An 18,989-nucleotide genomic window follows, 5' to 3' on the forward strand; every position below is an offset into this window, starting at 1 on the left:
GTTCTTCTTAAGGAGTTTTTTGTGGCAAAAATCATCGTCGTGACATCCGGTAAGGGCGGCGTCGGCAAAACCACGTCGAGCGCCAGTTTCGCATCGGGCCTGGCCATGCGCGGCCACAAGACGGCCGTGATCGACTTCGACGTCGGCCTGCGCAACCTGGACCTGATCATGGGCTGCGAACGCCGCGTGGTGTACGACCTGATCAATGTCATCAACAAGGAAGCCACGCTGAACCAGGCGCTGATCAAGGACAAGCACTGCGAGAACCTGTTCATCCTGCCGGCCTCGCAAACCCGCGACAAGGACGCCCTGTCCGAGGAAGGCGTGGAGCGCGTGCTGGACGACCTGGCCAAGATGGACTTCGAATACATCATCTGCGATTCGCCGGCCGGCATCGAACACGGCGCGGTGATGGCGCTGACCTTCGCCGACGAGGCGATCGTGGTGACCAACCCGGAAGTCTCCTCGGTGCGCGACTCCGACCGCATCCTCGGCATCATCCAGGCCAAGTCGCGCCGCGCCTCGGCCGGCGGCGAACCGGTCAAGGAGCACCTGCTGATCACCCGCTACGCGCCCAAGCGCGTGGAAGGCGGCGAGATGCTGTCCTACACCGACGTGCAGGAAATCCTGCGCATCCCCCTGATCGGCATCATCCCCGAGTCGGAATCGGTGCTGGCCGCCTCCAACCAGGGCAGCCCGGCCATCCACATGAAGGACAGCGACGTCGCCCAGGCCTACCAGGACGTGGTGTCGCGCTTCCTTGGCGAGAACGTCGAGCTGCGTTTCACCAACTACGAAAAGCCGGGCTTCCTGCAGCGTATCTTCGGAGGTAAGTGATATGTCCCTGCTTTCATTCCTGTTCCCGACCAAGCCCAAGAGCGCGGTTGCAGCAAAGGAACGGCTGCAGATCATCATCGCGCGCGAACGCTCCAACGGCCGCCAGGGCCCGGACTTCCTGCCGGCGCTGCACAAGGAGCTGATCGAGGTGATCTCCAAGTACACCAAGGTCAACGCCGACGACATCAAGATCTCGCTGGACCGCCAGGGCAACCTGGAAGTGCTGGACGTGAACGTGGTGCTGCCGGACGCCGACTCGGCGCCGACCTGAACACGCCGGCGCATGGTGACCAAAGGGCAGCCTGGCTGCCCTTTTTTCCATTTGCGGCCCCGCCTGATACCCTGACGCGATGAAGACCGGGATCCTCTCCTCCTCCGCCGACTGCGTGGCCCTGCTGCGCCAGCTGCTGGCCGGGCGCGACTGCGCGGTCTACGCCGGCGCCGAGGGCCTGGCGATGGCGCGCGAGGACGGCGTCGGCCTGCTGGTGGTCGATCTCGACGCGCTGGCGCCGCACGCCGCCGAAGCCGGCGCAGCGCTGCGCGCCTTCCGAACGCGCCGGGATGGTGACGAGCCCGCCGCGCCCGCCGTGCTGCTGCTGGCCGCACCGGCGCAAAAGGAGCTGCTGCAGGAGCTGCGCGCGGCAGGCGCCGACGACTACCTGGTGAAGCCGATCCGCCGCAACGAGCTGGCGCTGCGGCTGGCGCTGCTGCTGCGCGCGGCCGATCCGCAGGCCGGCGCGGCGCGGCTGGTGCAGGCCGGCACTTTCGTGTTCGACCTCGACCGCATGCGCGTCACCAGCACCGAGCGCCCGGCGCTGGATGTCGCGCTCACGCAAAAGGAGGCCGAGCTGGCCCGGCTGCTGCTGGCCCATGCCGGCCGGCCACTGTCGCGCGCCTTCATCCAGGAGCGCATCTGGGGCGCCGAGCCCGAGCTGCCGACCCGCACCATCGACACCCACGTCTCGCGCGTGCGCACCAAGCTCGGCCTGAAGCCCGAGCACGGCTACCGGCTGGCCACCGTGTATGGCTACGGTTACCAGCTGGAACGGCTGGGGCCGGCGGCGCAATAGATTTCCCCGGGGAAATTTGTTGTTTTCCCATCCGGGAGGCGCCTTGAAAACTGATCCATATCAGGGACAAATACCGATTATCAGGGCGCGCCCAAACCCCTTATTGCGCAGCGGGTATAATAGGCACTCGAAAAAGGTCTACTTTGGCCTTGTTTTGCCCCGTTTCAGCTCATCGGCCCTGGCTGCCGCGTACTTCCATGCATTTGCTCGCCGTCGGACTCAACCACACTACCGCGCCGGTTTCGCTGCGCGAGAAAGTGGCGTTCCCCGCTGACCAGATCGGTCAGGCGGTCGCGGCGGCGCGCTCGTGGTTCGGCGGCAACGACAAGATCGTCTCTTCCGGCGAAGCCGCCATCCTCTCCACCTGCAACCGCACCGAGCTGTATGCCGCTGCCGCCGCAGGCCGCGACGGGGTGGACTTCGCCATCGACCGCACCGCGCAGTTCCTGGCCGAGTACCACAAGATCCCCTACGCCGACCTGCGTCCCTTCCTCTATGCGCTGCCGCAGGACAATGCCGTGCGCCACGCCTTCCGCGTCGCCTCCGGGCTGGACTCGATGGTGCTGGGCGAGCCGCAGATCCTGGGCCAGATGAAGGACGCGGTGCGCCAGGCGGATGCCGCCGGCGGCCTGGGCACTTACCTGCATCAATTGTTCCAGCGCACCTTCGCGGTGGCCAAGGAAGTGCGCACCACCACCGAGATCGGCGCGCACAGCGTGTCGATGGCGGCGGCTGCGGTGCGCCTGTCGCAGCGCATCTTCGATTCGATCTCGGGCCAGAACGTGCTGTTCATCGGCGCCGGCGAGATGATCGAGCTGTGCGCCACGCACTTCGCCGCGCAAAATCCCAAGACGCTGACGGTGGCCAACCGCACCATGGAGCGCGGCGAGACGCTGGCGCACCGCTTCAACGGCAGCGCGATCCGCCTGGCGGACCTGCCGGCGCAACTGGCCAAGTTCGACATCGTGGTCTCGTGCACCGCCTCCTCGCTGCCCATCATCGGCCTGGGGCTGGTCGAGCGCGCGGTCAAGGCGCGCCGCCACAAGCCCATCTTCATGGTCGACCTGGCCGTGCCGCGCGACATCGAGTCCGAAGTCGGCCGCCTGGACGACGTCTTCCTCTACACCGTGGACGACCTGGCCACGGTCGTGCAAAGCGGCGTCGAGAACCGCCAGGCCGCGGTGGCGCAAGCCGAGGCCATCATCGAGACCCGCGTGCAGTCCTTCATGCACTGGATCGACAGCCGCGCCATGGTGCCGCTGATCCAGGACCTGCACGAGACCGGCGAAACGCTGCGCCTGGCCGAGCTGGAGCGCGCGCGCAAGATGCTGGCCAAGGGCGACGACATCGAAGCCGTGCTCGACGCGCTCTCCAAGGGCCTCACCGCCAAGTTCCTGCACGGCCCGCAACAGGCCCTGCACCACGCACAGGGCGAACAGCGCACCCAGCTGGTCGAACTGCTGCCGCAGCTGTTCCGCACCAAGCGTTAGCTCCCCCCTTCGCGCCTGCGCCGACGGCGCGGGCCCTGCTCTTGCCGCCTGCGCATGCAGCGCCGGCCGGCTTCACGACATCCCGCTTCACGATATCCCTTACCCGCACAAGCCCATGAAACCATCGATGCTCGCCAAACTCGACCAGCTCGCCGAACGGCTGGAAGAGCTCAACAGCCTGCTGGCCCAGGAAGACGCCACGGCCGACATGGACCAGTTCCGCAAGATGACGCGCGAGCACGCCGAACTGGGCCCGCTGGTGGCGCTGTACCTGGATTATGCGCAAGCCGGCAAGGACATCGGCACCGCGCAGGAACTGCTGGCCGATCCCGACATGAAGGAGTTCGCGCAAGAGGAAATCAACGGCGCCCGCGCGCGCATGGAAGCGCTGGAGGGCGACCTGCAGAAGATGCTGCTGCCCAAGGATCCCAACGACGAGCGCAACATCTTCCTGGAAATCCGCGCGGGCACCGGCGGCGACGAGTCGGCGCTGTTCGCCGGCGACCTGCTGCGCATGTACACGCGTTACGCCGAACGCCAGCGCTGGCAGGTGGAGATCGTCTCGGCCTCGGAGTCGGAGCTGGGCGGCTACAAGGAAGTGATCGCGCGCATCGCCGGCTTCGGCGCCTATTCGCGCCTGAAGTTCGAGTCCGGCGGCCACCGCGTGCAGCGCGTGCCGGCCACCGAAACGCAGGGCCGCATCCACACCTCGGCCTGCACCGTGGCGGTGATGCCGGAGGCCGACGAGGTCGAGGATGTGGAGATCAACCCCTCCGAGATCCGCATCGACACCTATCGCGCCTCGGGCGCCGGCGGCCAGCACATCAACAAGACCGATTCGGCGGTGCGCATCACCCACCTGCCCACCGGCATCGTGGTGGAATGCCAGGACGACCGCAGCCAGCACAAGAACAAGGCGCAGGCCATGAAGGTGCTGGCCGCGCGCATCAAGGACGTGCAGCTGCGCGAACAGCAGTCCAAGGAAGCCGCCACCCGCAAGTCGCTGATCGGCTCGGGCGACCGCAGCGAGCGCATCCGCACCTACAACTTCCCGCAGGGGCGCATGACCGACCACCGCATCAACCTGACGCTGTACAAGCTGGACTTCATCATGGACGGCGACCTGGACGAACTGACCAATGCGCTGATCACCGAGCACCAGGCCGAGCTGCTGGCCGAACTCGGGGACGATTGAGCGCGGCCGATGCCAGGCTGACGGCGGGCTGACGCACTACGGTGCCGCTACCGTAGCGGCGACGGCGATGCGGCCGGAACCAAACCCGGCGGCGCGGTTCTGAGAGGCTTGCATGACAAAATCCGCCTGAGGGGGCGGCGTGCACGCAACCGGGGCTCTCCACTACAATCCGTCATGGCACGCGTGCCGCGACAGATCACCGGATCACAATCCAACCAAAGCAAATAACTATGAAATCATCCAAATCGGTCTTCCTGCTGGTGGCGCTGGTGTGCATCGCGCTGCTCGGTTTCGCCATGTACCTGCAGATCGTCGAAGAAATGCAGCCTTGTCCGCTGTGCGTGATCCAGCGCTACATGTTCGTGCTGGTGGCGGCGTTCTCGCTGATCGCCTATTTCATGCCCGCCCCGGCCCGCCGCGGCAGCGCCGGCCTGGGCCTGCTGGCCGCGCTGGGCGGCGCCGGCACCGCGATCTGGCACCTGTACGTGAAGGCGCACCCGGGCGTGTCCTGCACCACCGACCCGCTGGAGACGGCGCTGAACCAGTTGCCCACCGCCAAGGCCTTCCCGCAGATGTTCACCGCCGACGGTTTCTGCTCGGCGCCGTGGCCGCCGGTGTTCGGCCTGCAAATCCCGACCTGGGCGCTGATCTGGTTCGTGCTGCTGGGACTGGTGCTGCTGCGCCAGGTGTTCGCCAGGCAGGCACGTTCGCCGTTCTGAGGCAAAGGACGCATGCAACACGCATCCAGCTTCGCCGGCTGCACGCTGGCGACGGTATTGAAGACGGCGCCGCTGGATGCGCTGGAAAACCGCATCCTGCTGTGCCATGCGCTGCGCATCACGCGCGTGCAGCTGATCACCCAGTCCGAGCGTCGGCTCGAGCTGGCCGAGGCCGATGCGCTGCAGGCGCTGTTCGAACGCCGCCTGCGCGGCGAGCCGATCGCCTACATCGTCGGCGCGCGCGAATTCTTCGGGCTGGATTTCCGCGTCACGCCCGACGTGCTGATTCCCCGTCCCGATACCGAATTGCTGGTGGAGCTGTCCATCGAGCGGCTGCCGCAAGGCGGCCGCCTGCTGGACATGGGCACGGGCTCGGGCGCCATCGCGGTGGCAATCGCTCATTCGCGGCCTGACGCCGCGGTGGCGGCGCTGGACGCAAGTGCGGCTGCTTTGGAAGTCGCGCGCGGCAATGCGCTGGCCAATCGGGCGCCGGTGGATTTCATGCTGAGCGACTGGTACCAGGCGCTGGATGGCGCGACGCCTTTCGATGTGATCGCCTCCAATCCGCCCTACATCGTCGAAGGCGACGTCCACCTGTCGCAGGGCGACCTGCGCTTCGAGCCGGTCGACGCGCTGACCGATCATGCCGACGGCCTGTCTGACCTGCGCATCATCGTTGCTGGTGCGCGTGCGCATCTCAAACCCGGCGGCTGGCTGTTGATGGAACATGGCTACGACCAGGCGGCGGCGGTGCGGGGATTATTGTCCGCCGCAGGCTTCACCGAGGTGCAGAGCTGGCGGGACCTGGCCGATATCGAGCGCGTCAGCGGCGGTCGTCTCGCCCAATAAAAATCGCCGGGCCCGGTGCAACCCGGATCCCGGCGATCTCCGGCGACGTGTGAAGACTACGCCGCCCGCTTCCCTCCGCCGTCCGGTCCGAACGGCACATCCACCCCACTCATCCCCTGCAGTTCCGGATGCTCAATCATCCGCAGCAGCGACGCCTCTTTCTGCTTGGCCGCCTTCAGGTGACGCTCCTTGACGTGGCCGTAACCGCGGATATCCTCCGGGATGCGCGCTACCGCGATCACTTGCGCCAGATTCTCCGTCGTCATCTTGCCCAGCAGGCGCGCCACGGTCTCGCGATACGCGTCGATCAAGGCACGCTCCTGCTTGCGCTCGGCGGTGTAGCCAAAGGGATCGAAGGCCGTGCCACGCAGGAAGCGCAGCTTGGCCAGCGCGCCGAAGGCCGGCATCATCCATGCGCCGTACTGCTTCTTGACCAGGTGGCCCTGGTCGTCGTGCTTGGCCAGCAGCGGCGGCGCCAGGTGGAATTTGACCTGGTAGTCGCCCTCGAACATGGCGGCGATCTTGTCGCGGAAAGCGCCGTCGGTATAGAGCCGCGCCACCTCGTACTCGTCCTTGTAGGCCATCAGCTTGAACAGGTACTGCGCCACGGCCTGGCTCAGCTTCAAGCCGCGACCGGCCTCGCCCAGCGCCGTTTCGGCCGCCCTCACCTGCTGCACGAAGTCGGCATAGCGGCGCGCATAGGCGGCGTTCTGGTATTGCGTCAGGAAGCCGGTGCGGCGCTCCAGCAGTTCGTCGAGCGTCGGCGCCTTCTTGAACTCGATCACCTGCGCCGTCATGCCGGTGCGCTTGGCGGCGTTGAGCACCGTGTCGATGTCGTGCGCGGCCACGCGGCCCCAGGCGAAGGCCTGCTTGTTGAACTCCACCTGCAGCGCGTTGAGCTCGATGGCGCGCAACAGCGCGGCTTCCGACAGCGGCACCCAGCCCTTTTGCCAGGCATAGCCCAGCATGAACATGTTGGTGGCGATGGCGTCGCCCATCAACGCGCTGGCCACGCGGCCGGCGTCGACCAGCGACAGGTTGTCGCGCCCGCAGGCGCGCGCGATCTCGCCTTCGCTGGTGGCGGCGGGGAATTGCCAGTCCGGATTGCGCACGAAGGCGGCGGTCGGCGACTGGGTCGAGTTCACCGCCGCGTGCGTGCGGCCCTCGCCCATGCGCGAGAGCGCGTCGCGGCTAGCGGTGACGATCACGTCGCAGCCGATCACCAGGTCGGCCGCGCCGGTGCCCACGCGGGTCGAGTAGATGTGATCGGCCTGCTCGGCCACGCGCACGTGCGACATCACCGCGCCGCCCTTCTGCGCCAGGCCGGTCATGTCCAGCACCGAGCAGGCGCGGCCTTCGACGTGCGCGGCCATGGCGATGATCTGGCCGATGGTGATGACGCCGGTACCGCCCACGCCGGTCACCAGGATGCCGTAGGGCTGGGCCAGGGACGGCAGCAGCGGTTCGGGCAGCTTGGGCAGGTCCGGCGCGCCGGCGTCGCCGGCTTTCACCTTGGCCGGCTTTTTCAGCTTGCCGCCTTCGACAGTGACGAAGCTGGGGCAGAAGCCGTTGACGCAGGAGTAATCCTTGTTGCAGGACGACTGGTTGATCTGGCGCTTGCGACCGAACTCGGTCTCCAGCGGCTCCACCGAGAGGCAGTTGGATTGCACGCTGCAGTCGCCGCAACCTTCGCACACGGCCTCGTTGATCACGGCGCGCTTGGCCGGGTCGGGATAGGCGTTGCGTTTGCGGCGGCGGCGCTTCTCCGAGGCGCAGGTCTGGTCGTAGATCATGGCCGACACGCCGGCCACTTCGCGCAGTTCGCGCTGCACGGCATCGAGCTCGCTGCGGTGGCGGATGGTGACGCCTTCGGCCCATTTGGTGCCGGGCGGATATTTGTCCGGCTCGTCGGTGACGACGATGATGGGATTCACGTTCTCGGCCGCCAGCTGGCGCGAGATCATGGCCGGGTCCAGCGGGCCGTCGAACTCCTGGCCGCCGGTCATGGCCACGGCGTCGTTGTAGAGGATCTTGTAGGTGATGTTGACCTTGGCCGCGACCGAGGCGCGCACCGCCAGCAGGCCCGAGTGGAAGTAGGTGCCGTCGCCGAGGTTGGCGAACACGTGCTTCTCGCTGGTGAAGGGCGCCTGGCCGACCCAGGTCACGCCCTCGCCGCCCATGTGCGAGAACACGTTGGTCTCGCGGTCCATCCAGGTCACCATGTAATGGCAGCCGATGCCGGCCAGGCCGCGGCTGCCGTCGGGCAGCTTGGTGGAGGTATTGTGCGGGCAGCCGGAGCAGAAATGGGGAATGCGGTCCTTCTGCGGATCGGGCTTGGTGCTGACGTTGAGCGTTGCTTCCTTGGCCTCGAGGAAGGCGATGCGGGCGCGCACGCGCTGCTCGACCGGATGGCCGGCGAAGTAGCGCGAGATGCGCGCGGCAATGGCGCGCGCGATCTGCGCCGGGTTCAGTTCATAGGTGGCCGGCAGCAGCCAGTTGCCGTGGCCTTCGCGCTGCGAACCGCTCCATTCGCCGGTGTCGTCGAACTTGCCGACCACGCGCGGGCGCACGTCGTCGCGCCAGTTGTAGAGCTCTTCCTTGAGCTGGTATTCGAGGATCTGGCGCTTTTCCTCCACCACCAGGATCTCGTCCAGGCCCTGCGCGAACTCGCGCACGCCTTCGGCCTCCAGCGGCCAGGTCATGCCGACCTTGTAGAGGCGGATACCGATGTCGCGCGCGACCTGCTCGTCGATGCCGAGGTCCTCCAGCGCCTGGCGCGTGTCGAGGTAGGACTTGCCGGCAGTGATGATGCCGATACGCGCGCGCGGGCTGTCCCAGACGATCTGGTTGAGCTTGTTGACGCGCGCATAGGCCAGCGCGGCGTACCACTTGTAGTTGTTCATCCGCGCTTCCTGCGCCAGCACGGCGTCGGGCAGGCGGATGTTCAAGCCGTCGGGCGGCAGCTCGAAATCGGGAATCTGGATCTTCACGCGGTCCGGATCGATCATCACCGACATGCCCGATTCGACCAGGTCGGTCACGCACTTCATCGCCACCCAGAGACCGGTGTAGCGGCTCATGGCCCAGCCGTGCAGGCCATAGTCGAGGTATTCCTGGACGGTGGACGGATACAGCACCGGAATACCGCAGGCCTTCAGGATGTGCTCGCTCTGGTGGGCGGCGGTGGAGGACTTGGCGGCGTGATCGTCGCCGGCGATCACCAGCACGCCGCCGTGCCTGGAGGTGCCGGCCATGTTGGCGTGCTTGAAGACGTCGCCGCAGCGGTCCACGCCCGGACCCTTGCCGTACCACAGCGAGAACACGCCGTCGTGCTGCGCGCCCGGGAAGAGATTCACCTGCTGCGTGCCCCATACGCTGGTGGCGGCCAGGTCCTCGTTCATGCCGGGGTGGAATTTGACCTGGTGGGCGTCGAGGTACTTCTTCGCCTTCTCGGCGGTCTGGTCGACCGTGCCCAGGGGTGAGCCGCGGTAGCCGGTGATGAAGCCGGCGGTGTTGAGCCCGGCGCGCATGTCGTACTGGCGCTGCAGGATGGGCAGGCGGATCAGCGCCTGTATGCCGGTCATGAAGACGCGGCCGCGCTCCAGCGCGTATTTGTCGTCCAGCGAAACATCGTCCAGCAGCAGTCGCTGTCCGGATGGTAGGGGTGCGTTCATGCGGTCTCCGTGCCAAAAATCTTGTTCTTGGTTGCACATGTGCCCGTGCCGCTGAGCTGGCTGGCTTGCCCGGCTGATGCCTGGCGACGCGGGCTGTCAAAACGCCAAGCCTTGTGGGCCGGGTTTTCTTTCTGTTATGTGAATCAAGTTAGCACAAGGCCGGACCGCCCGCTACGCGCGTCGCAGCAGGGTTTTCGGCCTTATTTGGCAAGCGGGAAACAGTTTTGGCAGGTCCTGCCGCAAGGAGGGATTTGCAAAGGAGAAAATGCCGGAAAGGCGAAAACAACAACATTTCCGGCTGAAAAAAAAGACGCTCGTCCGGGCAAGTGTTACAAGCAAGACGCGAGTGTAACAACCCGTAAAAGGCATTGGAGGGGCGGCGCGGGTGGCGTTTAATGAAGCCTCTTGAACAGCGGATCGATTGGTATCCATTCTCTGTGCAAGGTTCCTCCCCTCTAGTGTTGAAAGCACCACTAGCTCGCGGATCTGGCCTCCCCTGTCAGATCCGCTTTTTTATTCCCGCCCGCTTTTTACTTCTCTTGCGCGCCGCCATCGCGCACGCGCACCTGCGTCCTCCCGACAAACGCCGGCAGGACGGTTCAAGGCGCATGCGTGAAGAGCGTGCAGCGCGACAGGTCTCAGCGGTTGGGCGGCAGGTTGGTCTCGCCCGCCAGCAGCGTATTGGCCGGCAGCGCGTCCTGCTGCTTGAGCCGCTCGTACAGGGGCGTGAAGTCGGGCGCGGTGTCGTTGAACAGCTGCTCGAAATCGTCGATCACGAAATACGTCTCCTGATACGAGTCGATCTTGTACAGCGTGCGCATGATGCGCTCGACCTGGAAAGGCACGCGGCGCGGCTGGTCGCTGGAGAGGCAGTATTCCACCTCGCCGCCCGACGACAGGATGCCGGCGCCGTAGATGCGCAGGCCCTGCTCGCTCCTGATCAGGCCGAACTCGATGGTGTACCAGTACAGGCGCGCCAGATAGGCCAGGCCGTCGAGCTTGAGTGCCTTCAGGCCGCCCTTGCCGTATTCCTGCAGGTGGTCGGCGAAGATCGGGTTGAACAGCAGCGGCACGTGGCCGAAGAAATCGTGGAACACATCCGGCTCGACGATGTAGTCGAACTCATGCTCCTCGCGCAGCCACACGGTGACCGGGAAGCGGCGATTGGCCAGGTGCTCGAAGAAGGTATGGTCGGGCACCAGTCCGGGCACCGCCACCAGCTGCCAGCCGGTGGCCTTGTAGAGGGCTTCGGTGGTGCGGTCGAAACGCGGGATGCCTTGCGACACGTCCAGCGCCTTCAGGCTGTCGATGAACACGTCGCAGGCGCGGCCGGGAATCAGCTTGGCCTGGCGCGCGTAGAGGCGGCGCCACAGCGCGTGCTGCTCGGGGGTGTAGAAGGTGTCCCAGTTCTGCGCCACGACATAGTTGGCGTCGGCCTGGCTGTAGTCGCCGCGCAATGCGCCGCTGTCGGATTTTGTCGCGACGGTGGCGAAAAAGTCGTCGGTGTTGGGATTGGTGCTCATGGCAAATCCGTTTTCAAAGTGAGGCGCATATTATGCGCTCCATTGCGGAGCGGGTCATGTGCGCCCGCGCAAACGGATCAGGATTTGGGCGGCTGGTCGGCCCCGCCCCCGGGCTTGCCGCCCAGGCCGGTGACGCGCGCGCCCCATTTCAGCAGCGCCTTGAAATTGGCCTTGACGATGTAGTCCAGCATGGCGACCTGCTCTTGCATCGCCTCCTGGAAAATGGTGGCGGAATTGGCCGGCTGGATCTTGAGGTAGGCATCGGCCTCGCCGTAGTCGCGGTGGATCTCCATGCCGGCCTTCCTGGCGATGTGCATCATGACCTTGTTGGACGACAGGCAATGCATGTAGAGCGTGTCGACGTCGGCGTTGCGGCAACGCATGGAGGCGCGCATGAAAAGTTTGGTGCCTACGCCCAGCCCGCGCGCGGCGGCCGACACCGAGACGCCGAACTCCGCCACCACCGGCTTGATGGTGGCGCCCGAGACGCGCGAGGTCTCGCGCGGCGCAAAAGCCAGGTGACCGACGCCGAGCAGGCGCAGCCGCCGGTCATAGACGCCGAACACGGTATCGCGGGCGAAGTCGATGTTCTGCACGTAGCGCGCCACCATCTCGTCGGACAGCTTGGAGCCGAAGCGCAGCAGGCGGTCCTTGTCTTCCAGCGCCAGGAAGTGGCGCATCAGGTGGCGCCGCGAGCGCGGCGACAATTCCTTGACGAACACGGTCGGCCGGTCCGGCTTGGCCGGCTCGGCGCCGCCGGGCTGCGGCTCCTTGCGGCCCAGCCCGGTCCATTGCGCCAGACGTGAAAGGAGGGAGTCCGCCATGGTCCCGTCTTACTCCGCCGCCGGCCGGTTGGCGTCGACGAAGGCTTGCACCTTCTCGCTGCGCGCGGCGTGGATCGCTTCGGGAATCTTCTGCGGCTGGCCCTGGTGCTGCCCGGCGATGGCGCCGGCATCGATGCCGGCGGCGGCCTTCAGCGCGCCTTCGAGATAAGCCGCCTGCGGGAAAGGCCGGTCTTCGAAACCGGTACGGCCGCGATGATCGCACTCGGACGCGCGCAGCATGTCGATGAAGCGCTGCGGTTTGCGGAAGGCGTCGCAGCGCGAGAACAGCGTCACCAGCGTGGCAGCCCGCATCTCGAAGGCGCGGCCGACGTTGCCGTGTTCGCGCGCCGTCATCAGGGCCAGGTCGCGGCAGTCGCCCGGCACCTTCAGGCGCGCGCACACCTGCTCGGCCAGCTGCGCGCTGCGCGCCTCGTGGCCGTGATGGCGCGGCCACATCTCGGGCGGCGTGGCGCCCTTGCCGAGGTCGTGCATCAGCGCCGCGAAACGGATCGGCAACGCGTAGCCTTGCGCCGCGGCCCAATCGATCACCAGCATCACATGCACGCCGGTGTCGATTTCGGGATGCCATTTCTCCGGTTGCGGCACGCCCCACAGCGCATCCAGCTCCGGCATGATGCGCGCCAGCGCGCCGCAGCCGCGCAGCACCTCGAACATGCGCGAAGGCCGCTGTTCCATCAGGCCGCGCGCGATTTCCTGCCAGACGCGTTCGGGCACCAGCGCATCGACCTCGCCGTCGGCGACCATGCGCCGCATCAGCGCGTTGGTTTCGGGCGCCACCGTGAAATCGGCAAAGCGCGCGGCGAAGCGCGCCAGCCGCAGGATGCGCACCGGGTCTTCGATGAAAGCGTCGGAGACATGGCGAAACACGCGTCGCGCGATATCGCCGCGGCCGTCATACGGGTCGACCAGGACGCCGTCCTCGCCCTGGGCGATGGCGTTGATGGTGAGGTCGCGGCGCGCCAGATCGTCTTCCAGCGTGACGTCGGGCGCGGCGTGGAAGGCGAAACCCTTGTAGCCGGGCGCGGTCTTGCGCTCGGTGCGCGCCAGCGCGTATTCCTCGTGGGTGTCGGGATGCAGGAACACCGGGAAGTCCTTGCCCACCGGGCGGAACCCCTGCTCCAGCATCTCCTGCGGGGTCGCGCCGACCACCACGTGGTCGCGGTCTTTCACCGGCAGGCCGAGCAGGCCGTCGCGCACTGCGCCGCCGACGGTGTACGTCTTCATCGGCATTGCGTCACTTGTGATCCGGAAGGATTTCCTTCTCGGCCAGCGCCTCGGCGATCCAGCGCGCCACGGCGGGATGTTCCTTCACGCGGTCGGCATAGGCCTGCAAAGCGGGCGCCAGCGGCACCTGGTAGCTGATGAAGCGCATCACCACCGGCGCGTAGAAGGCGTCGGCGATCGAGAAGTCACCGAACAGGAAATCGTGGTGGCCGAACTGGGACAGGCATTCTTCCCAGATTTCGCACACGCGGGCGATGTCGGCCTGCGCCGCGGGCGTGCGGCCCTGGCCCGGATAACGGCCGCGGATGTCCATGCTCATGGCGCTGCGCAAGCCGGTGAAGCCGGAGTGCATCTCGGCGCAAATGCTGCGCGCGATGGCGCGGGCGTCGGTGCGCGCCGGCCACAGGGCGCGGTCGGGGAATTGCTCGGCGAGGTATTCGCAGATGGCCAGCGAATCCCAGATGGCGATGTCGGCGTCCAGCAGCACCGGCACGCGGCCGGAGCCGGTATAGCGGGCGATCTCGCCGGCGGTGTCGGGCTGGTCGAGCAGCACGCGCACTTCCTTGAACGGGATGTCGAAGGCGGTCATCACCACCCACGGCCGCATCGACCACGAAGAATAGTTCTTGTTGGCAATGACCAGCGTGGGCATGTGGCGGCCGGCCTTCTTCAGCGTTTCGGACAGCACCGGATCAAGTTCTGTGTCTTGCATGTTGGCTCTTTTCTTGTAAGTCGGAATGGACGCGGCGGCAGATCGTCAACGCCGCGCGTTGCTGCGGAACAGGTCGAACTTGCGTTGCGGATTATAGGGCGAGAGATAGGCCGGCGCGACCTCCTCGAGCGCCGCCGGCGTCAGCTCCAGTTCGGCTGCGAGCGGGCCGGACATGACGTTGTCGACCTGCATCGAGGCCACATTGTCGCGGCTCATCAGCCGTCCCGGCAAGTGTTCCAGCGCCCAGGCCTGCAGCATGCCCAGCGGCGCGGGCAGCGCGACGATCGGGCGATCGTGGCCGGCATACCACCCGGCCAGCCTGACCAGCTCGCGCAGCGTGTATTGTTTGGGCCCGGCCAGCTCATAGGCGTTGCCGCCGATGTGCGGCAGCGAGATGGCGCGCGCGAAGGCCTGCGCCACGTCGCCCACGTAGACCGGCTGGAAACGCGCGCCGGCGCTGCCCAGCAGGATGACCGGAAAGCTGCGCTGCAGGGCGGCGAACAGATTGAGGAAACGGTCGCCCTCGCCGAACACTACCGAGGGCCGGAACACGGCCACTTCAAGCTCGCCCGAGGCCAGCGCGGCGCGCTCGCCGGCGGCCTTGGAACGCTGGTACATCGAGGGGCCGCGCTCGTCCGCGCCGAGCGCGCTCATGTGCAGATAACGCGGCACGCCATGGCGCAGGCAGGCGGCGACGATGCGGCGCGGCAGCTGCACGTGCTGCCGGTCGAAGTCGGCGCCATAGGGTTCGCCGCCGCGCGCGGGGCGCGAATGCAGGATACCGACCAGGTTGATCACCACATCGGCCTCGGCCACCAGTTGCGACAACACGGCATCGTCGTGCACATCGGCCTGCACTACCGAGACCACCGGCGACACCAGCAGATGCTTGGCGCGCTCGTAGCGCCGCGTGGGCACCATGATGCGGTTTTCGGTGCCGGCGCCGAGCAGGCGCACCAGCCGCGTACCGATGAAGCCGGAACCGCCGATCACGAGAATCTTGCGTACTGCCATGCTATGCCTCCTGTGTTCTTGGAGCGCGTTCGACAGCTTTCCTGCAAAGATGTCGCGCGCCTTCAGGGACTCATCCGGCGATTAGCCGGCGCTCAGCCGGTGCGGCGTCTTCGCACGGGTCGCCGGGCCGTCGCAGCTTGCCGCTAGCCGGCCCCGGGCGCATGTTGTCCGCCCGGTCTTGGCGGCGGCCCTCAGGACGCGCTCAGGGAAGATCGGTCGCCACGTTCGAATTCGGCGCCACCGTACCCATGCGCTGCTTGAGCGACTGCGGACGGTTTTCGAACATGGCCGCATAGTAGGTCGCGTTGGACATCACGTTCTTGACGTAACCCCGGGTTTCGTTGAAAGGAATGATCTCCGCGAAGATCGCGCCTTCCACCGTACGCGGCAATGTGGCGCGCCAGGTGCGCGGCCGGCCGGGGCCGGCGTTGTAACCGGCCGTGGCCAGGGTCTCGGAACCGTCCAGGTTGTTGAGCACCATGCTCAGGTAGCTGGTGCCCAGCAGCAGGTTGGTGTTGATGTCGTTGACCTGGTCGGCGGTGAATTCGGTCATGCCGATCTTCTTGGCGACGAATTTGGCGGTGGCCGGCATCAGCTGCATCAGGCCCGACGCGCCGACATGCGAGCGCGCCGACTTGATGAAGCGCGACTCCTGGCGGATCAGGCCATAGGCCCAGGCGTTCTCCATGCCCAGCGGACGCGTCGCGGCGTTCATCTCGGTCAGGTGCGGCGCCGGGAAGCGCTGGGTGAAGTCGAACTCGGCGCGGGTGCGGTCGGAAGTATTGACCATGCGGTCGAGCACGTCGCTCTGGCGCGCATACTCTGCCGCGGCCAGCAGCTGCCGGTCGGTCATGTTGCGCAGCTCCCAGTTCCATTCGCGGATGGCTTCGAAACGCAGGTTCAGCTGGTAGAACTTGAACGAGCGCTTGAAACCGGCGTTCTGGGAGTACAAGGCGATCTCGCCGGCGGTCGGCGGCGTCGGTCCGGGCGGAATGGTGATCTTCTGGCCCAGCTCTTCAAGCGCGAGCTGGCCATAGAAGCTGAAGTTGCCGGAGATCGATTCGAACAGACGGCGCGCGGCCTCGTTCTGGCCGTCTTCCTTCAGGGCGCGACCGAGCCAGTAGACCCAGGTGATGTCGTTGCGCAGCGCGGTCGGCATGCCTTCGATGGTAGTGCGCACGGTCTTCCAGTCGCCGGCGCGCAGCGCCATGCGCACCTTCCATTGCATGGCGTCCTGGGACAGGGTGGCGTCCTTGGTCTTGCGCCAGTAGTCCTGCGCCTCCGGCGCCAGCTTGTAGGATGCCGACAGTGCAATCTGCGCCCATCCCAGGGCGATCTCCTGCGAGGTCATCTGGCGGCCGGCATCGTTCAGGTAGGTCGCGGCCTGGGCCGGATTGTTCTTGGCAATGCGTCCGAGCGCAATGATGTAGAGCTGGTGATTGGCGGCGCCGCGACCGGGGCCCTTGGCCAGCATCAGGGCCGGCTTGTCCATCACCTGCTGTACCGTCACGTCGCCGTTGTCGACCAGCACCGAGGCGCGTCGCGCCACGGTCGTGTTGCCGTTCTCGGCCGCCTGGCGGATCTGGAACCAGACGTCGGCGTCGGTGAACTGGCCGTTTTGCGCCAGCGTGGCGATCAGGTCGCTGCAGCCCTGGCCGTAGTCCTTGGGCGACACCAGCAGCGCGCGAGCCTCATCAGCGACATTGGCCCCCTTGAGCGCACGCGAATTGAGCGCGAAGCATTTGACCTGGACATCGTCGTTCAGGATGAACTTGGGATATTGCTCGTCGAACAAGGCCCAGTTGCCGGTCTTGCCCAAGGCCAGCAGCCAGTCGTTGCGAAGCCGGTCGACCAGCGCCTGGCCGTCGTAGCGCGCCATGAAGTCGCGAATCTCCTGCTCGCTCGCGCTGTAGTCACGTACGCGCGGTTTGAGCCGATAATAGTCGACGTAGGAATTGAGTTCATAACCCGACAGCCTGGCGGCCAGGTCTTGCGCCAGCGCGCCGTTGTCGCTTGCGGCAGCTTGCCGCAGCGCCAGGAACAGATCATCCGGCGCAGCGTCGGCTGCCACGCGTTTTTGCGCATGCGCTGCAGGTGCGGCCAGCAGGACCGCGCCGGCCGCCATCGCGAACGGAATGGCCAGGGAAGCAGCCAGCGTACGCAGGCGCTTATTGAACGGATGATTCTTCAGACGCATACTCATGCAACCTAGTTGATGCTGGTTAACGAAACAGATGACGAACCCAAGGATAGCACGCGATACCCCACAGCAAGAGCAGGAACAAAGGCCTGCAACCCGGCTGAAAAACGCCCTGCGCGCCGACCTTCTCGCCCGCCGCAAGGCGCTGGACACCAAGGGGAAAGCCGTCTCCGACGAATTGATCGGACGCCGCCTGCTGGAATGGTGCGCCGCGCACGCCATCGCCAGCCTGGGTGTCTATCATCCGATCCGCAATGAACCCGACCTGCTTGTCGCCTATAACGCATTGAGTTCGCTCGGGGTGCACTTGTCCCTGCCGGTAGTGGTTGGCAAGGATGCGGCGCTGGAGTTCCGGCGCTGGCGGCCGGGCGATGCATTGGTCAAGGATGCGCTGGGCGTCATGGTGCCGCCGCCCGACGCGCCGGTGGTGCAACCGCAGGCATTGCTGGTGCCATGCGTGGGCTACAGCGCCTCCGGTCTGCGGCTTGGATACGGCGGGGGATTTTATGACCGCACATTGGGCGGTGCGATCCGTCCGCTTGCCGTGGGGGTGTGTTATGCCTTCGGCTTGACCGAATTCGATGGGGAGGCGCATGACGCGCCTTTGGATCTGGTGCTGACTGATGGGGTGTAAAGTGTGATTTTGGGTTATGGGGCCGGTAGCGTTTATCTTGGTTCGGCTTCTGTGCTTGTAACTTATAGGCGATGTAGATAAGACAAAAGAGCCGGCGCTTGCGCCGGCTCTTTGTTTTTGTTCTTTGGTTTTTTCTTGCTTATGCCTTCGTTGCTTGTCTGAAGATTGTATTGAGATGCTCGGCCGCAAATACGCTATTGCTACCGATCGAGGTAGTCCTGTTAGCGCTGATCTGCTGCTGGCAGCCTGTGCATAAAACAACGTCAGGAGATGCTGGCGTTGGGCTGTGCATAAATCACTCCCGATTGAGTCGCAAAATAGCGCTGTGCATAAAAGAACGCTGCCAAGGAGTCGTGCATTGGATTTTAGCGCCGATGTTGATCATGCTAGATCGCTCGGCGTTACCGCAGCATCATCTAGATCCAATAACCAAAATGAGCAGACGAAATGGCACTTCCGCGTAAAACGAGCCGAGCCGCCGGCCTGTTTTTGTCCAGTGGATAAGTTTTCTTTTATGTGACTCAGGACACTCTGGTCTTGGATTCTTGGTACTGCTATTCGGAGTGGTATTGGACTATTAATTTGCCTAATTACTGAGCAATCAGCGCTAAGAAACCGTTCACAAGCCGGCTATTTTCACTGTGGATAAAAGAAGAGCCGCGAGCAGAGAACTAGAGACGATGAGATTCGCTTAAATATTAAGCAGGTGGGGGTACCTGGTGCGTCGATGAGACGAGGTGAAGTGAGGTATTTCCCGGAAATCGAAGGAAAAAACCAAGGAGAACAGAAGAGAAATGGGGGGATGGTTCGAAGCAGAGCCGACTAAAACACAGGCTTAACGGGTAATACCTGATCGTACGACCTGGAATTTAGGCTCAAGATTGGCGCCGAGAATCCGGCGAGGCCCCCCAACCGCGCAGCGAGGCGTATGGGCAGGTTTGTTGGAAGTGATCGCGCAAAGCAAAAAGCCCTCGTTACTGAGTAACGAGGGCTATTGCGTATA

General features: G+C 65.3%; 15 protein-coding genes. 8 read left to right on the plus strand and 7 right to left on the minus strand.

Annotated features, from left to right (window positions below; genetic code table 11):
* Positions 1-21 precede the first annotated feature (21 nt).
* The 7 genes from minD (at position 22) to prmC (ending at position 6,160) form a co-directional block, all read left to right on the plus strand.
* Positions 22-837, plus strand: a complete 816-nt coding sequence (gene minD / locus CEJ42_RS17885; RefSeq protein ID WP_079217977.1) for a septum site-determining protein MinD — start codon at positions 22-24, stop codon at positions 835-837.
* 1 nt (position 838) lies between these two features.
* Positions 839-1,108, plus strand: a complete 270-nt coding sequence (minE, locus tag CEJ42_RS17890; protein WP_079217976.1) for a cell division topological specificity factor MinE — start codon at positions 839-841, stop codon at positions 1,106-1,108.
* 79 nt (positions 1,109-1,187) lie between these two features.
* Positions 1,188-1,907, plus strand: coding sequence for a winged helix-turn-helix transcriptional regulator (locus CEJ42_RS17895; protein ID WP_088752008.1), 720 nt, complete (start codon positions 1,188-1,190; stop codon positions 1,905-1,907).
* Positions 1,908-2,104: 197 nt separating this feature from the next.
* Positions 2,105-3,397: a glutamyl-tRNA reductase gene (gene hemA, locus CEJ42_RS17900; protein ID WP_079217974.1), complete on the plus strand. Its 1,293-nt coding sequence runs from the start codon at positions 2,105-2,107 to the stop codon at positions 3,395-3,397.
* Between the two features lie 115 nt (positions 3,398-3,512).
* On the plus strand, positions 3,513-4,592 hold the full coding sequence (gene prfA / locus CEJ42_RS17905; protein ID WP_088752009.1) for a peptide chain release factor 1: 1,080 nt from the start codon (positions 3,513-3,515) through the stop codon (positions 4,590-4,592).
* A gap of 230 nt (positions 4,593-4,822) precedes the next feature.
* Positions 4,823-5,311 carry a disulfide bond formation protein B gene (locus tag CEJ42_RS17910; protein ID WP_088752010.1) on the plus strand — a complete coding sequence of 163 codons (489 nt, stop codon included), beginning with the start codon at positions 4,823-4,825 and terminating at the stop codon, positions 5,309-5,311.
* Between the two features lie 12 nt (positions 5,312-5,323).
* Complete coding sequence (gene prmC, locus CEJ42_RS17915; RefSeq protein WP_088752011.1) at positions 5,324-6,160, plus strand: peptide chain release factor N(5)-glutamine methyltransferase; 837 nt, start codon at positions 5,324-5,326, stop codon at positions 6,158-6,160.
* 56 nt (positions 6,161-6,216) lie between these two features.
* Here the strand turns inward: prmC and CEJ42_RS17920 are convergent, their stop codons facing one another.
* From CEJ42_RS17920 to CEJ42_RS17950, 7 genes are all read right to left on the minus strand, one after another.
* Entirely contained in the window at positions 6,217-9,834 is a 3,618-nt protein-coding gene (locus CEJ42_RS17920; protein ID WP_088752012.1) for an indolepyruvate ferredoxin oxidoreductase family protein, read from the minus strand.
* 638 nt (positions 9,835-10,472) lie between these two features.
* On the minus strand, positions 10,473-11,357 hold the full coding sequence (gene phhA, locus CEJ42_RS17925; protein WP_088752013.1) for a phenylalanine 4-monooxygenase: 885 nt from the start codon (positions 11,355-11,357) through the stop codon (positions 10,473-10,475).
* Positions 11,358-11,434: 77 nt separating this feature from the next.
* Positions 11,435-12,181 (minus strand): GNAT family N-acetyltransferase, encoded by a 747-nt coding sequence (locus CEJ42_RS17930; protein WP_088752014.1) that lies wholly within the window; start codon positions 12,179-12,181, stop codon positions 11,435-11,437.
* A 9-nt stretch (positions 12,182-12,190) separates the two neighbouring features.
* Entirely contained in the window at positions 12,191-13,426 is a 1,236-nt protein-coding gene (locus tag CEJ42_RS17935; RefSeq protein ID WP_079219301.1) for a multifunctional CCA addition/repair protein, read from the minus strand.
* Positions 13,427-13,436: 10 nt separating this feature from the next.
* The gene (locus CEJ42_RS17940; RefSeq protein ID WP_088752015.1) at positions 13,437-14,138 is read right to left on the minus strand and encodes a glutathione S-transferase family protein; all 702 of its coding nucleotides are present in this window, start codon (positions 14,136-14,138) and stop codon (positions 13,437-13,439) included.
* A gap of 45 nt (positions 14,139-14,183) precedes the next feature.
* Positions 14,184-15,152: a complex I NDUFA9 subunit family protein gene (locus CEJ42_RS17945; RefSeq protein WP_088752016.1), complete on the minus strand. Its 969-nt coding sequence runs from the start codon at positions 15,150-15,152 to the stop codon at positions 14,184-14,186.
* Between the two features lie 202 nt (positions 15,153-15,354).
* The gene (locus CEJ42_RS17950; protein WP_088752017.1) at positions 15,355-17,355 is read right to left on the minus strand and encodes a lytic transglycosylase domain-containing protein; all 2,001 of its coding nucleotides are present in this window, start codon (positions 17,353-17,355) and stop codon (positions 15,355-15,357) included.
* A gap of 31 nt (positions 17,356-17,386) precedes the next feature.
* Here CEJ42_RS17950 and CEJ42_RS17955 point away from each other — a divergent pair, with 31 nt between their 5' ends.
* The gene (locus CEJ42_RS17955; protein WP_165774458.1) at positions 17,387-17,986 is read left to right on the plus strand and encodes a 5-formyltetrahydrofolate cyclo-ligase; all 600 of its coding nucleotides are present in this window, start codon (positions 17,387-17,389) and stop codon (positions 17,984-17,986) included.
* The last annotated feature ends 1,003 nt before the right edge of the window (positions 17,987-18,989 follow it).

Source organism: Herbaspirillum robiniae (assembly GCF_002213415.1).
GTDB lineage: Bacteria > Pseudomonadota > Gammaproteobacteria > Burkholderiales > Burkholderiaceae_D > Herbaspirillum > Herbaspirillum robiniae.